Below are 15315 nucleotides of genomic sequence, written 5' to 3' on the forward strand. Positions count from 1 at the left end.
ACTTTGTTCATTGAAAACTGGATACTGAATTAATAAAGCAAAACAAACCGAGAACAACGTGTTGAATGAGTTGAAAGACGAATTCAATTACTTATTTGAATACGAAACACAATCGCTTGTGCGTAGTATTAAACCGTCGACGAAAGTCGATTTGAAGGTTAAGTGAATAAGGGCGCACGGTGGATGCCTTGGCACTAGGAGCCGATGAAGGACGGGACTAACACCGATATGCTTTGGGGAGCTGTAAGTAAGCTGTGATCCAGAGATTTCCGAATGGGGAAACCCAACATTTGTCATAGAATGTTACGTTTATATGAATACATAGTATAAACGAGGTACACGCAGAGAACTGAAACATCTAAGTACCTGCAGGAAGAGAAAGAAAATTCGATTCCCTGAGTAGCGGCGAGCGAAAAGGGAAAAGCCCAAACCAAAGAGCTTGCTCTTTGGGGTTGTAGGACTCCAATATGGTAGTTTGTTAGAATAGTCGAAGGACCTGGAAAGGTCTGTCAAAGAGGGTAAAAACCCCGTAGATGAAATTTTAACAACACCTAGGAGTATCCTGAGTACGGCGGAACACGAGGAATTCCGTCGGAATCCGGGAGGACCATCTCCCAAGGCTAAATACTACCTAGTGACCGATAGTGAACCAGTACCGTGAGGGAAAGGTGAAAAGCACCCCGGAAGGGGAGTGAAATAGAACCTGAAACCGTGTGCCTACAACAAGTCAAAGCCCGTTAATGGGTGATGGCGTGCCTTTTGTAGAATGAACCGGCGAGTTACGATTGCTTGCGAGGTTAAGTTGAAGAGACGGAGCCGTAGCGAAAGCGAGTCTGAATAGGGCGCATCAGTAAGTAGTCGTAGACCCGAAACCATGTGATCTACCCATGTCCAGGTTGAAGGTGTGGTAAAACGCACTGGAGGACCGAACCCACGTACGTTGAAAAGTGCGGGGATGAGGTGTGGGTAGCGGAGAAATTCCAATCGAACTTGGAGATAGCTGGTTCTCTCCGAAATAGCTTTAGGGCTAGCCTCAGAGTAAGAGTCGTGGAGGTAGAGCACTGTTTGGACTAGGGGCCCGTCTCGGGTTACCGAATTCAGATAAACTCCGAATGCCATCGACTTATCTCTGGGAGTCAGACTGCGAGTGATAAGATCCGTAGTCGAAAGGGAAACAGCCCAGACCACCAGCTAAGGTCCCAAAATATGTGTTAAGTGGAAAAGGATGTGGGGTTGCTTAAACAACTAGGATGTTGGCTCAGAAGCAGCCACCATTTAAAGAGTGCGTAATAGCTCACTAGTCGAGTGACCCTGCGCCGAAAATGTACCGGGGCTAAACACATTACCGAAGCTGTGGATAACACGTAAGTGTTATGGTAGGAGAGCGTTCTAAGGGCGTTGAAGGTAGATCGTAAGGACTACTGGAGCGCTTAGAAGTGAGAATGCCGGTATGAGTAGCGAAAGACGGGTGAGAATCCCGTCCACCGAATGACTAAGGTTTCCTGGGGAAGGCTCGTCCGCCCAGGGTTAGTCGGGACCTAAGCTGAGGCCGAAAGGCGTAGGCGATGGATAACAGGTTGATATTCCTGTACTTGTTGTTTTTGTTTGAACAATGGAGGGACGCAGGAGGATAAGAAAAGCAGACGACTGGAAGTGTCTGCCCAAGCAATAAGTCTGAAGAGGAGTCAAATGCTTCTTTTTAAGGATGAGTTGTGATGGGGAGGGAAATTATAGTACCGAAGTTTCTGAGTCCACACTGTCAAGAAAAGCTTCTAGTTAGAAAACAACAACCCGTACCGCAAACCGACACAGGTAGTCGAGGAGAGGATCCTAAGGTGAGCGAGAGAACTCTCGTTAAGGAACTCGGCAAAATGACCCCGTAACTTCGGGAGAAGGGGTGCTGACCGCAAGGTCAGCCGCAGTGAATAGGCCCAAGCGACTGTTTATCAAAAACACAGCTCTCTGCAAAATCGAAAGATGACGTATAGGGGGTGACGCCTGCCCGGTGCTGGAAGGTTAAGAGGAGTGCTTAGCGTAAGCGAAGGTACGAATTGAAGCCCCAGTAAACGGCGGCCGTAACTATAACGGTCCTAAGGTAGCGAAATTCCTTGTCGGGTAAGTTCCGACCCGCACGAAAGGCGTAACGATTTGGGCACTGTCTCAACGAGAGACTCGGTGAAATTTTAGTACCTGTGAAGATGCAGGTTACCCGCGACAGGACGGAAAGACCCCATGGAGCTTTACTGCAATTTGATATTGAGTGTTTGTAACACACGTACAGGATAGGTAGGAGCCAAGGAAGTCGGGACGCTAGTCTCGATGGAGGCGTTGGTGGGATACTACCCTTGTGTTATGACCACTCTAACCCGCATCACTCATCGTGGTGGGAGACAGTGTCAGATGGGCAGTTTGACTGGGGCGGTCGCCTCCTAAAGTGTAACGGAGGCGCCCAAAGGTTCCCTCAGAATGGTTGGAAATCATTCGCAGAGTGTAAAGGCACAAGGGAGCTTGACTGCGAGACCTACAAGTCGAGCAGGGACGAAAGTCGGGCTTAGTGATCCGGTGGTTCCGCATGGAAGGGCCATCGCTCAACGGATAAAAGCTACCCTGGGGATAACAGGCTTATCTCCCCCAAGAGTCCACATCGACGGGGAGGTTTGGCACCTCGATGTCGGCTCGTCGCATCCTGGGGCTGTAGTCGGTCCCAAGGGTTGGGCTGTTCGCCCATTAAAGCGGCACGCGAGCTGGGTTCAGAACGTCGTGAGACAGTTCGGTCCCTATCCGTCGCGGGCGTTGGAAATTTGAGAGGAGCTGTCCTTAGTACGAGAGGACCGGGATGGACTTACCGCTGGTGTACCAGTTGTCTTGCCAAAGGCATCGCTGGGTAGCTATGTAGGGAAGGGATAAACGCTGAAAGCATCTAAGTGTGAAGCCCACCTCAAGATAAGATTTCCCATTTCTTTAAGAAAGTAAGATCCCTGAAAGATGATCAGGTAGATAGGTCAGAAGTGGAAGTATAGTGATATATGGAGCGGACTGATACTAATCGATCGAGGACTTAACCAAAAGGTTTAGGTTTGTCAGCAAGTTAATTCAGATCCAGTTTTGAATGAAGAAAGTTCATTCAAAAAAACACCAAGTGTGGTGGCGATAGCAAGAAGGATACACCTGTTCCCATGCCGAACACAGTAGTTAAGCTTCTTAGCGCCGATTGTAGTGAGGGGTTTCCCCTTGTGAGAGTAGGACGTCGCCACGCTGGATATTCCGGCATAGCTCAGTTGGTAGTAGCGCATGACTGTTAATCATGATGTCGTAGGTTCGAGTCCTACTGCCGGAGTTTTTTATGGAGAGTTGTCCGAGTGGCCGAAGGAGCATGATTGGAAATCATGTAGACGGGTAACCCTGTCTCAAGGGTTCGAATCCCTTACTCTCCGTAGACACTTTATGGCCCGTTGGTCAAGCGGTTAAGACACCGCCCTTTCACGGCGGTATCACGGGTTCGATTCCCGTACGGGTCATTATAAGTATGGGGGCTTAGCTCAGCTGGGAGAGCGTCTGCCTTACAAGCAGAATGTCAGCGGTTCGAGCCCGTTAGCCCCCATATATTTACGGTTCCGTGGTGTAGGGGTTAACATGCCTGCCTGTCACGCAGGAGATCGCGGGTTCGATTCCCGTCGGAACCGCCATTTTTAAATTAATTGAATATTTTTTTGTGGCGTGGTAGCTCAGTTGGTAGAGCAACGGATTGAAGCTCCGTGTGTCGGCAGTTCGATTCTGTCTCGCGCCACCATGGAAGAGTAGCGAAGTGGCTAAACGCGGCGGACTGTAAATCCGCTCCTTCGGGTTCAGTGGTTCGAATCCACTCTCTTCCATTTAGGGGCATAGTTTAAAGGTAGAACCGCGGTCTCCAAAACCGCTAGTGTGGGTTCAATTCCTACTGCCCCTGCCATTTTTTATTTTGTGATGGCGGTTGTGGCGAAGTGGTTAACGCACCGGATTGTGGCTCCGGCATTCGTGGGTTCGATTCCCATCAATCGCCCTTTTATTATTGGGGTATAGCCAAGCGGTAAGGCAAGGGACTTTGACTCCCTCATGCGTTGGTTCGAATCCAGCTACCCCAGTTAGATATTGATGGCGGTATAGCCAAGTGGTAAGGCAGAGGTCTGCAAAACCTTCATCACCGGTTCAAATCCGGTTACCGCCTTTTCACGAAGATATTTAAAATGAAATCATGCCGGCGTGGCGGAATTGGCAGACGCGCTGGACTCAAAATCCAGTGCCTTCACGGGCGTGCCGGTTCGACCCCGGCCGCCGGTATACTAGACATATCAACGTTTAACGACGTGTGATATGTCTTTTTTTGTTGTGAGGACAGAAACGATTGACGGTAAATAGATAAGTGTCTATATTATATATAGAAGTACTTCTATATAAAGGTGGGATGAAAAATGGACTATGAATTAACGGCAAAATTTTTTAAAGCATTGGGAGATCCAAAAAGAGTTCAGATTGTGGATATGTTGTCTTGTGGGGAACAATGTGCTTGTGAGTTATTGCAGTACTTTAATTTTACTCAACCGACGCTCTCACACCATATGAAAGTTTTGATGAACGCTGGAATTGTTGAAATAAGAAAATCTGGGACATGGCACAATTATTCCTTGAATACTGATAACATGGAATTTTTAGCCAAGTTTATTCAAAAACTCATTGAAAATACTGATGATTGCATTTGTCATACAGTCGAAAATGAAAAAAGTTCTAGCTCTGAGAGAGAACTTATAAACGTTGATGAGAAAATAAAAATGAATTAGATTACATCGTTCTAATTTGATGGAGGAAATGAAAATGGCTAAAGAGAAAACAGCAGGTATTGATTTTTTTGAGAAGTATTTAACCGTTTGGGTATTGATTTGTATGGCGCTAGGATTATTGATTGGGAAATTTATTCCAGTTATTCCTAATGTCTTAGGAAAAATGGAGATTGCCCATACATCGATTCCCATTGCGATTTTAATTTGGATTATGATTTACCCCATGATGATGAAAATTGATTTCCAGTCGATTAAAAATGTCGGAAAGCATCCAACCGGGGTCTTTTTATCGTGCGGGATTAGTTGGTTAATTAAACCGTTTTTGATGTTTGGCTTGGCATCTTTCTTCTTTTATATTGTATTTAGTCATTTTATTTCACCGGACCTTGCTAAAGATTATGTAGCAGGAGCTGTTTTGTTAGGAGCGGCACCTTGTACAGCGATGGTTTTTATTTGGAGTAATTTAACAAAAGGAGATCCAGCGTATACTTTAGTTCAAGTTTCGGTAAATGATTTATTGATTGTGGTTCTTTTTGTACCAATCGTGACTTTTTTACTAGGGGTAAATAATATTGCCGTTCCTTGGGAGGTATTAATATTTTCAATTGTGATTTTTGTAGTGGTTCCTTTAATTGCTGGGATGGCGACCAGAACTTACATGATTAAGAAAAAGGGCGGAACTTACTTTAATGAAAAGTTTGTGCCGAAATTTGATAATATTACCACTATTGGATTATTGTTAACGTTAGTCATCATCTTTTCTTTTCAAGGAGATGTTATTTTAAGTAATCCGTTTCATATTTTATTGATTGCTGTGCCATTGATTTTACAAAATTTAATTACTTTTTCATTAGCTTATTTCTCAGCTTGGGGCTTAAAATTGCCTCATAATATTGCGGCACCAGCAGGATTGATCGGTGCTTCTGACTTTTTTGAACTTTCCGTAGCCGTTGCAATTACCTTGTTTGGTGCAAATTCACCAGTTGTTTTAGTGACTGTCGTCGGTGTTTTAACCGAAGTTCCGGTGATGTTAATGCTAGTCAGATTCGTCAATAAAACGAGAAGTAAATTTCCGCGGGGGACACAAGCTATGCAAGAAAATAATGTTAGTCACAACTAAGAAATTGACCTTTGACGAAACTCTAAATTAGAAAGATAAATGAAAAAAGTAAAATACAAAGAAAGAAAAAATCATCTGGATCGTCAATGGAGTCTCGGTTCAAAATGAGTTTGAGACTCCTTATTATCGTGCTATTTCGCAAAGTAAACGACAAATAGTAGTTTATTAACTAAATGGAGCATTAAAGAAAGTGAATTGAATAGGAAGATGGCAATTGTCAAGTTATTTTCTACACAAGAAAATAACTCGACAATTTTTTTTGTAAGCACTATAATTCGCAGTGAAAGCGGATTCAAAAATTGATTTTACAGTTAGGAGTGAATAAGAAGGAAAAGTAGTATTGGTTATTGTCAGTTGGTTATCAGGTGATCGATTAGTAGCGATGGTCCGTTGTTAAATATGTAAGTGAAGAAGAATGAAGTTATGGACCAATCAATCTGTTAGAGCTTGCTGGGTTAAGTCAAAATACGCTTTATGAAACAGAGCAAGGGGCAATATACTCAGGAGAAGAATTGATGACGCTGGGATTTTATATGGATTATTATTTACCAGGAGATTATGCATCGAAAAAAATTTATTTGAAAAAGGTGGGGCGAAAATGAAATATTTAGCGATTGATGTTGGCGGGACTTTTATTAAGCATGCACTAATTACTGAAAATGGGATTCAAAAAGTTAGAAGTGAAAAAACTGTCTCTACCAATATTGAAGATTTTGAACAGCAAATTTTAAAAATAATTGACAACTATCAAAAGGAAAACATCGAAGGAATTGGTTTTTCGGTGCCAGGAAAAGTTGATCCGCAAACAGGGATTCTTTATCATGGTGGCGCGTTACCATTTTTGGATCAGTATCACTTAACAAGTCGCATTTCACAGCAAGTAAATCTACCGGTTAAAGTTGAAAATGATGCCAAAGCAGCATGTCTTGCTGAATGGCATTGGGGAAATTTAAAAAATACTACTTCAAGTCTTGCTTTAGTTTTAGGGACGGCAGTTGGCGCGGGGATTATTTCTCAAGGTCAGCTCTTAACAGGGCCACATTTGCAAGCTGGCGAAGTGAGTTATCTTATTTTAGATCGGGCACTGACTTCTTATGAATCTTTTACTGGAGCTCAAGGTTCGGCGGTTCAATTAGTCAGACGATTACGGGAAGTGTTCCCCCAAGAAAATTTAAGTAATCCTGAACTTTTTTCCTTGATTGAAGGAAATGTTGCAGCCCAGAACATCCTCCAGAGTTACTGTAGTGATATTGCTAAAATTATCTTTAATCTCCATGTTCTTTTTGATTTAGAAAAAATTGTTTTAGGCGGCGGGATTTCACAACAACCGGCTCTTTTAGATTACGTAATTAAGGAAGTTCAGCGGATATATGCTAACGCCGGACCTGTTCAACAAATTTTCGAAATTCCTACGATTGAAAATGCCTATTTTCTTTCGGACGCGAATCTTTTTGGCAGTATTTTGCCATTTTTTTCGGAAAAAGAAATTTTAGAAATGAGCTTTTAAGAGAAATGTTAAAAGGTAAAACAAAATGTGCCAAATGAGGTACAGGTTTCAAGGTTAGAAAAGGCGTTTCAAAGTTTTGAAAAGGCTTTATTTTTGAGTGTGGAGGGTGTTATAGTGCGCAAGAAGGGAGAAAAATGATTAATGAAACAGTTGACGAAAGGTAGCACGAGTTAGTTAATAAAGGAGTGGAGAAGATGAAAACATTACCTGTAGATCAGATATTGAAATTTTCAGGAAAAATCCAACAAAACACATATATTAAAGGGATTTCTAATGGCTTAGCGGCTTTAATGCCTTTGATTATTGGTGGCGCCATGTTTACAATTATTGATGCCCTTGGAATTCTGCGTATCAATCTTTTTTAGTAAATATCGGAATCAAACCTTTTTTGAAATATCCTAATCTTGTAACGAATGGTTTATTGTCTTTATATGCAAGTTTTTCAATTAGTTATGTCTTAGCAAAAGAACATAAAATTGACGGATTTTCCACGGGGATTATTTCGGTGATGGCTTTTGTCTTGCTGTTTCCTTTTGATACCAATGCGGATGGATTAGATATGATTCCATTACATTATTTAGGTGCTGAAGGGATGTTTACTGCCATCATTGTAGCCGTTTTAGTAGAGCGGATTATTTATTTTCTGAATAAACACCAACTCATTATCAAGATGCCAGATAGTGTTCCGGAAATGATTGGGAAATCTTTTGCCGCTTTAATTCCTTCATTTGTAACTATCTTTGTTTTTTTAGGTATTAAAATTCTTTTCGGTGCTACGAATATGGGAACTTTTCCAAATTTTGTCACGCTGGTCATTCAGACACCCATTAAAAGTTTGGGTGGAAGTTGGATCGCGATGATTATTGTTATGTTAATTGTTAATCTTTTGTGGTTTTTTGGGATTCATGGTCATTTAGTCGCCTTAAGTGTAATGACGCCCATTTATATGCAGATGGACTTGGAAAATTTAAGTGCGTTTCAATCAAATACACCTTTGCCAAACATTATTGGTGGTGCTTTTCTGACGATTTATGCTTCTGGAGCAACTGTTTTATTCGGATTAGTTTTTTGGATGTTGCGTGCCCGGTCAAAACGGTATAAAACGCTTGGAAAATTAGCACTCGTTCCCATGTTGCTAGGTATTGGGGAACCATTAGCTTTCGGTGTCCCTTATGTAATGAACTTTGTTTTATTTATTCCCGTTGTTTTTTGTGGCGCTTTAAATAGTTTGCTAGCCTATGTTGCGACTGCTGTAAATATTTTACCGCGTTTAAATGGGGTCAGTGCACCGTTGCCAATTGGCGGAAATGGTTTTCTAGCTGGCGGTTGGCGCGTCATGTTATTTCAAATATTTCTTTGTGCCTTAAATGTGCTGATTTGGATGCCATTTGTTAAAAAACTTGATCATATGGAAGTGGAGGAAGAAGCATGAGTTTACCAAGTAGACAGATTCATCTAGATTTTCATACGCCGCAGTTGGGAAAGCCAATTGCTGAAGAGTTCGTTGGTGAGGAATTTGCGGCCACGCTGCAAGATACATTGGTGCAATCCATTACGCTTTTTGCCAAATGTCACCACGGATTTGCTTATTATGATACGCAACTAGGAAATAAACATCCCGATTTAAAAATTAATCTTTTAAAAGAACAAATTGATGCTTGTCAAAAAGTTAATATTCAAACGCCGGTTTATTTTTCGGTAGGCTATGACGATTTTATTAGCCAACAACATCCAGAATGGTTGCAACGAGACGTCGCTGGCCGGATGCTTTACAGTCGAAATACACCCATTACTGTCCTTGAACCAGGATATAAACGCTTATGTTTAAATTCACCGTATATCACTTATTTAAAAAAACAAGTGGCAGAAGTGCTTGAGTTATTCGGCCAACAAATTCCAGGATTATTTTTTGACATTGTTCGTCAGGAACCTTGTTATTGTGAAAACTGTGTTGGAGAGATGGAAAAACAAGGGATCGATTTACAAAATGAGCAAGCAGTGAACTTGTTTTCTATTGAGGTAACGAAACGTTTTAAAAAAGAAATGAGTGAATTCATTCGCGCCAGAAAATCTGATAGTCATATTTTTTACAATGATGGAAGTATGGGGCCAACCATTCGTGAAAATATCGATGATTATTCTCATTTTGAAGTGGAAGCATTAGCTAGTAGTCAATGGGGCTACGGGTATTTTCCAATCGCGGGGCGTTATGCGAAAAATTTGGGCAAAGATTTTCTAGGAATGACTTCTAAATTTCATATTGGTTGGTCAGATTTTGGGAGCTATAAAAACGAAGCGGCCTTAACGTATGAGACGTTGCAATCCATGGCTTATGGCGGACAAGTTTCCGTGGGAGATCAACTCTATCCAAATGGGAAATTACAACCTTATACGTACCGTCGAATTAAACAAGTCTTTAAAAAATTAAAAGATGTCCAACCATACTGTGAAGAGATGACTACCGTGGCGGATTTCGCCGTGCTCTATACAAAGACCGATGAAAAAGGGCGCTTTACAGAAGAATTGGATGGCGCTTGTAGCATGTTTAGGGAAAGTCATTATCTTTTTGATATTATTGACGGTCAAATGGATTTCTCAAAATATCCTGTGCTGGTTTTGGCTGATGTGGCTGAGCTTGATGATGATTTGATTAAAAAACTTAATAAATATGTCGCTGACGGGGGCCGAATTTTGTGTTCAGGCGAAGCGCCGGTTAAAAATAAACAATTTGTTTTTGAAAATTTTCCAGCTAAATATATTTATAGTCCGCTTTTTCAAATGGACTATTTAAAATTACCGGAAGAAGAATTTGAACATATTATGTATTTAGGTGGCAATCAAATTGAAACGGCAAACGGGGCAAAGGTACTAGCGGATCAATATGGTTCTTTATTTAATCGGACGTATGAACACTATTATGGACACGTGCAAGCGCCGATTAATTGGGATCGCGCCACACCAGGTGTCGTTATGAATGAACAGTATGCTTATTTTTCTCATCGGATATTTAGCCTCTATTATGCCGTGGCGGCCAAATTTTATAAAGATTTGGTGAACACCGTCTTAGATCAATTATTGCCGGCAAAAAGTATTGAAACAAACTTGCCTAGTACAGCTGAAATACTTTTGAACTATCAAGCCCAAGATAAAAGATATATTGTTCATTTGTTCCACTATATTCCGCAACATCGGGGTCATTTTGGTAAAGGAATTGATGTTATTGAAGAAGCTACGCCGCTAGATAACATTCAAATAAAAATACAATTGCCTCAAGCGCCGAAAAAAATTTTTAGAAGTTCTGATTTAAAAGAAATTGAATTTAATTATCAAGCCGGACAAGTATCACTGACCATTGATCATATGCTAGGCCATGAGCTGCTAGTTATTGAAGAAAAGTAAAAGTCTGATACAGATTTAGGAGGGAAAATGGCGATTTTTGATCAGTTAAGTACGAGTGATTTTTCAAGTACTGATTTGGCAATCTATCATTTTTTAATGAGTAATTATGAAGATGCTTCAAAAATGCGAGTAAGAGATATTGCTAAGGCTTCTCATACTTCGGCGGCTTCCGTGATTCGCTTTGTTCGGAAGTTGGGATTTAATAGCTACCCCGAATTTATTGGGTTTTTGAAACAATCGATTCATGAAAAATCCGACACCGGAGAAATAGAATTTCGAGAAGAAGTTATTGAATCCTTGCAGGAAAATCAATTTTCATTTGATATGCAGGAAAAATTATTGGTTTTGGCCGATAAAATTATGGATGCTGATCAAATTGTCTTTATTGGTATTGGCATTTCGGGGATTTTGTGCGAATATGCCGCTAGACGTTTGGCTACATTAGGGATTAATAGTTTTGCGATTACCGATCCGTATTATCCATTAGCTTTGCGATTGCACAATACGACCGATAATTTGCTAATTACGATTTCTAATTCTGGTCAAACGCCGGATTTAATTGAGATGATGGCTTATTATCAACCATTACAAGATTTTCAAATGGTGAGCATTACCGGCAATAGTGATTCTTCACTTGCTCGGATGAGTAATTTAGTTTTTTCTCATCATTATACAAAGCCAAGGAAATACGGCTTTTTTGATAATAGCACCCAGATTCCAACGATGTTTATTATTGAAAGTATCCTAAATATTTTGGAAAAGCATCCAGAAATTACGAATCTGGATCCCGTAGATTTTTAAAACAAGAAGAACTTAAACAATAAAGGGGGAATTGATTTGAGTAAAATGCCCGAGGATTTTTTATGGGGAGCATCCACTAGTGCTTATCAAGTAGAAGGTGCTAGTCTAACGGATGGAAAGGGTCCGTCCGTTCAGGATAAAAAAAAGATACCGGAAAATACAACAGATTTCTCAGTGGCTATTGATCATTATCATCGCTTCAGAGAAGATATTGCTTTGTTTAAAGAGTTGGGTTTGAAAGCTTATCGTTTTTCGATTGCATGGAGTCGAGTTTTACCTACTGGAAAAGGAGAAGTGAATCCAGCCGGCCTAGCTTTTTATCAAGAAGTAATTGATGAATGTTTAAAAGCGGGCATCGAGCCGATTGTTACGATGTATCATTTTGATTTGCCATATGCTTTAGAGCAAACGGGTGGATGGAATAATCGTCAAACAATTGAAGCTTTTGTTGATTATGCGCAGCTTTTATTTGACACTTTTGGCACTCAGATTAAGTATTGGCTAACGATTAACGAACAAAATATGATGGTTTTAGCCAATGAAACAGTTCAATCGGGGAAAAAAAGTTTGAAACAAAGCTTTCAAGAAAATCATCATATGCTCATCGCCCAAGCGAAAGTGATTAAGAAATATCATGAAGGAAAATACGCTGGTCAAATTGGACCAGCTCCTAACATCGCTTATGGCTATCCAGCTTCTAGTGCACCAGAAGATATTTTGGCCGCCCAGTGGTTTAATAGTTTGCGCAATTGGCTTTTTCTAGATATTCCAGTTTATGGTCAATATAATCCGCAAGCGATGAATTTTTTACAGACGTTACACATTCAGCCTGAATTTGCCAAAGGCGACAGTGAAATATTGGCGGAAGGAATTTGTGACTTCATTGCCTTTAATTATTATAATTCCAATACTGTCGCTGAAAATAAGCTCAACCAACAAACTCAATCGGCAAGTCAATCTGCTTTTGAAGTACCGTATTTTTTTAAAGCAGTAGCTAATCCTCATTTGCAAAAGACGGAATTTGGTTGGGAAATTGATCCAATTAGTTTTCGAATTACCCTTCATGAATTATATAATCGTTACCGCAAACCATTATTAATTAATGAAAATGGTATCGGTGGTCGCGATGAACCGACTGAAGATGGGGCAATTCATGATAATTATCGGATTGACTATTTAGCAAAACATATTAAAGAAATGACGCAAGCCATGAATGAAGGGGTGGAAGTTATTGGTTATTGTCCTTGGAGTGCCATTGATTTAATTTCTACGCACGAAGGGATGGAAAAACGTTACGGCTTTATTTATGTGAACCGGGAGGAGTTTGATTTAAAAGATTTCAAACGTTTGAAAAAAGATAGCTTTTATTGGTATCAAAAAGTGATTCAACAAGGTGAAGTTTAGAAAAATTTGCCATTGAAAAAACCAATCAGGTTTGGGATGAGTGACACGCCTGCCATGATTGGTTTTTTTATTAAATAGTAGGAGGAAAACTAAGTGAATGAAGAAGAAATTAAAGATCAGATCTGCGATGTCTGTCATAAGATGTGGCAGCTAGGTTGGGTAGCGGCCAATGATGGTAATGTATCTGTGAAATTAGACGAGCATACATTCCTTTGCACGCCAACTGGAATTAGTAAAAGTTTTATCACCCCAGAAAAGCTAATTAAAATTAACGAGCAAGGGGAAATTTTAGAAGTAACTGGCGATTATCGGCCGTCGAGTGAAATTAAAATGCATTTGCGAGTTTATCAAGATCGGCCAGATGTGCAAGCTGTTGTTCACGCGCATCCACCAGTTGCTACGGCTTTTGCTTTGGCGCAAATGCCACTAGATAGCTATTCTTTAATTGAAAGTGCGATTGTGATTGGTTCAATTCCGATTACACCTTATGGAACACCTTCAACCAATGAAGTTCCGGATGCCATCGCCCCATTTTTACCGGAGCATGATGTTTTGTTATTAGAAAATCACGGCGCTTTAGCGGTGGGAGCTGATTTGGTCACGGCTTACTACCGGATGGAAACATTAGAATTAGTCGCTAAAACTACCTTCCATGTTCGGATGCTCTTAAATATTGGTAACAAAGAAGAAAAAGAAATTCCCCGCGAAAAATTGGAACGACTATTTAAAATGAGAAAAAATTATGGTGTAACTGGGAAACATCCAGGCTATAAAAAGTACCATTAAAAAAGGGGTGCATTATTCTTGAAAAAAAATGTCCTGGCGTTTGATTTTGGTGCTTCATCCGGTCGTGTTATTTTAGGAAAATATGCAGATGGGAAAATCGAACTTGAAGAAATTCATCGTTTCGCAAATACGCCTATCGAAAAAAACGGTACTTTATCTTGGGATTTTCCCTATCTTTTTCAGCAGATTTTAGTCGGGATTAAAAAAGCTACTGCCACTAATTCAGTGGATAGCTTAGGGATAGATACTTGGGGCGTGGATTTTGGTTTATTAGATGAAGGCGGTCAGCTGATTTTAAACCCAGTAAATTATCGCGATCTGCGCACGAAAGGAATTTTAACAGAAGCTGCGAAATATTTAGATTTAGAAACAATTTATCAAAGAACCGGCAATCAAATCATGGAGATAAATACGCTCTTCCAACTGTTAGCCGTCAAATTACAGCAGCCTGAACTTTTTAAAAAAGCGAAAACTTTCTTATTTATGCCCGACTTGATGAATTATTTTTTGACGGGGAAAATGAAAGCGGAAAGAAGTATTGCCTCCACTTCACAGCTAATCAATGCCCAGACTAAAAAATGGGATGAAGATCTAATGAAGACGTTTGGTTTTTCCAAGCTACTTTTTCCTTCTTTAGTTACAGAGGGGAATTTTCTTGGAATGACTAATAGAGAATTAGGCGTTGAACCAATCGCCGTTTTCAACGTTTGCCAACATGACACAGCTAGTGCGGTGGTGAGTGTGCCCAGTAACCAAGAATCTTTATTTGTTTCTTGCGGGACTTGGTCGCTAGTGGGAACAGAGTTAAATCGGCCAATCATCAATGAAAAAGCTTTTCAGTATAATTTGACTAATGAAAGTGGTATGAATGGCACAACTCACTTTTTAAAAAATTGCACCGGCTTGTGGATTATTCAAGAGGTGAAGCGGAATTTAGAAAAGCCCAATCGAAAATATAGTTATGATGAGATAACCGATTTGGCTTATCAAGCGCCAGCTTTTAAAACGCTGATTGATACGGATCATCCAGATTTCATTCGTCCAGGTAATATGATTGCCCGAATTAAAGAATATGCCAGAAAAACCAAGCAAGCTATTCCAGAGACAGATGGCGAAATTTTCCGCTGTATTTATGAAAGTTTGGCTATGAAATATAAATATACGTTTTTAGAAATCAGTGATGCTGTTGGTAAAAATTATCAGACAGTCAATATTGTCGGTGGCGGATCCCAATCAAAAATCCTTTGCCAAATGGTCGCTGATGCAGCGAACTTTCAAGTCAGTGCAGGACCCGTTGAAGCAACAGCCATCGGGAATTTATCTGTCCAACTTTTGGCCCAAAATGTATTTAAAGATTTACAAGAAGTGCGAGGGTGGATCAAAAAAGAATTCGAGATAAAACAATACGTTCCAAGTAAACGCCGGCTAAATTGGGATTTACAATTTGAACGTTATCAACTATTACTGGATCAGGAGGAATAATT

Annotated in this window: 11 protein-coding genes, 12 tRNA genes and 2 rRNA genes; all 25 read left to right on the forward strand. The window is 40.4% G+C overall.

Annotation, left to right across the window (positions count from 1 at the left end):
* Nucleotides 1–156: 156 nt before the first annotated feature.
* The 25 genes from BQ5341_RS04535 (at nucleotide 157) to BQ5341_RS04645 (ending at nucleotide 15313) form a co-directional block, all read left to right on the forward strand.
* Nucleotides 157–3066 (forward strand): 23S ribosomal RNA (locus BQ5341_RS04535).
* 74 nt (nucleotides 3067–3140) lie between these two features.
* A 5S ribosomal RNA gene (rrf, locus tag BQ5341_RS04540) occupies nucleotides 3141–3256 on the forward strand.
* A 7-nt stretch (nucleotides 3257–3263) separates the two neighbouring features.
* Nucleotides 3264–3337: transfer RNA gene (locus BQ5341_RS04545), tRNA-Asn, on the forward strand.
* 8 nt (nucleotides 3338–3345) lie between these two features.
* Nucleotides 3346–3434: transfer RNA gene (locus BQ5341_RS04550), tRNA-Ser, on the forward strand.
* A gap of 12 nt (nucleotides 3435–3446) precedes the next feature.
* Nucleotides 3447–3518, forward strand: a tRNA-Glu gene (locus BQ5341_RS04555).
* Nucleotides 3519–3528: 10 nt separating this feature from the next.
* Nucleotides 3529–3601: transfer RNA gene (locus BQ5341_RS04560), tRNA-Val, on the forward strand.
* Nucleotides 3602–3610: 9 nt separating this feature from the next.
* Nucleotides 3611–3686, forward strand: a tRNA-Asp gene (locus BQ5341_RS04565).
* A gap of 28 nt (nucleotides 3687–3714) precedes the next feature.
* A tRNA-Phe gene (locus tag BQ5341_RS04570) sits at nucleotides 3715–3790 on the forward strand.
* 1 nt (nucleotide 3791) lies between these two features.
* A tRNA-Tyr gene (locus BQ5341_RS04575) sits at nucleotides 3792–3872 on the forward strand.
* 3 nt (nucleotides 3873–3875) lie between these two features.
* Nucleotides 3876–3949 (forward strand) — tRNA-Trp (locus tag BQ5341_RS04580).
* Nucleotides 3950–3966: 17 nt separating this feature from the next.
* Nucleotides 3967–4039: transfer RNA gene (locus BQ5341_RS04585), tRNA-His, on the forward strand.
* A 10-nt stretch (nucleotides 4040–4049) separates the two neighbouring features.
* A tRNA-Gln gene (locus BQ5341_RS04590) sits at nucleotides 4050–4121 on the forward strand.
* Between the two features lie 12 nt (nucleotides 4122–4133).
* A tRNA-Cys gene (locus BQ5341_RS04595) sits at nucleotides 4134–4204 on the forward strand.
* 29 nt (nucleotides 4205–4233) lie between these two features.
* Nucleotides 4234–4317: transfer RNA gene (locus tag BQ5341_RS04600), tRNA-Leu, on the forward strand.
* A gap of 131 nt (nucleotides 4318–4448) precedes the next feature.
* Nucleotides 4449–4814 (forward strand): ArsR/SmtB family transcription factor, encoded by a 366-nt coding sequence (locus BQ5341_RS04605; protein ID WP_071130874.1) that lies wholly within the window; start codon nucleotides 4449–4451, stop codon nucleotides 4812–4814.
* Between the two features lie 34 nt (nucleotides 4815–4848).
* Complete coding sequence (arsB, locus tag BQ5341_RS04610) at nucleotides 4849–5934, forward strand: ACR3 family arsenite efflux transporter (RefSeq protein WP_071130875.1); 1086 nt, start codon at nucleotides 4849–4851, stop codon at nucleotides 5932–5934.
* A gap of 437 nt (nucleotides 5935–6371) precedes the next feature.
* On the forward strand, nucleotides 6372–6536 hold the full coding sequence (locus BQ5341_RS10750) for a GH36 C-terminal domain-containing protein (protein WP_407920131.1): 165 nt from the start codon (nucleotides 6372–6374) through the stop codon (nucleotides 6534–6536).
* The gene (locus BQ5341_RS04615; protein WP_071130876.1) at nucleotides 6533–7441 is read left to right on the forward strand and encodes an ROK family protein; all 909 of its coding nucleotides are present in this window, start codon (nucleotides 6533–6535) and stop codon (nucleotides 7439–7441) included. The genes BQ5341_RS10750 and BQ5341_RS04615 overlap by 4 nt, the downstream gene beginning before the upstream one ends.
* Before the next feature lie 194 nt (nucleotides 7442–7635).
* The gene (locus BQ5341_RS10485) at nucleotides 7636–7806 is read left to right on the forward strand and encodes a hypothetical protein (RefSeq protein WP_158661738.1); all 171 of its coding nucleotides are present in this window, start codon (nucleotides 7636–7638) and stop codon (nucleotides 7804–7806) included.
* A 23-nt stretch (nucleotides 7807–7829) separates the two neighbouring features.
* On the forward strand, nucleotides 7830–8873 hold the full coding sequence (locus BQ5341_RS04620) for a PTS sugar transporter subunit IIC (protein WP_158661739.1): 1044 nt from the start codon (nucleotides 7830–7832) through the stop codon (nucleotides 8871–8873).
* Nucleotides 8870–10840, forward strand: a complete 1971-nt coding sequence (locus BQ5341_RS04625) for an alpha-amylase family protein (protein ID WP_071130877.1) — start codon at nucleotides 8870–8872, stop codon at nucleotides 10838–10840. The genes BQ5341_RS04620 and BQ5341_RS04625 overlap by 4 nt, the downstream gene beginning before the upstream one ends.
* A 27-nt stretch (nucleotides 10841–10867) precedes the next feature.
* Nucleotides 10868–11641: a MurR/RpiR family transcriptional regulator gene (locus tag BQ5341_RS04630; protein ID WP_071130878.1), complete on the forward strand. Its 774-nt coding sequence runs from the start codon at nucleotides 10868–10870 to the stop codon at nucleotides 11639–11641.
* 45 nt (nucleotides 11642–11686) lie between these two features.
* Nucleotides 11687–13045, forward strand: coding sequence for a glycoside hydrolase family 1 protein (locus tag BQ5341_RS04635; RefSeq protein ID WP_071131871.1), 1359 nt, complete (start codon nucleotides 11687–11689; stop codon nucleotides 13043–13045).
* Between the two features lie 93 nt (nucleotides 13046–13138).
* The gene (locus BQ5341_RS04640) at nucleotides 13139–13831 is read left to right on the forward strand and encodes a class II aldolase/adducin family protein (protein ID WP_071130879.1); all 693 of its coding nucleotides are present in this window, start codon (nucleotides 13139–13141) and stop codon (nucleotides 13829–13831) included.
* An 18-nt stretch (nucleotides 13832–13849) separates the two neighbouring features.
* A complete protein-coding gene (locus BQ5341_RS04645) occupies nucleotides 13850–15313 on the forward strand; it encodes a rhamnulokinase (protein ID WP_071130880.1) in 1464 nt (487 codons plus the stop codon).
* Nucleotides 15314–15315 lie beyond the last annotated feature (2 nt).

It is taken from the genome of Enterococcus timonensis (genome assembly GCF_900104595.1).
Lineage (GTDB): Bacteria > Bacillota > Bacilli > Lactobacillales > Enterococcaceae > Enterococcus_J > Enterococcus_J timonensis.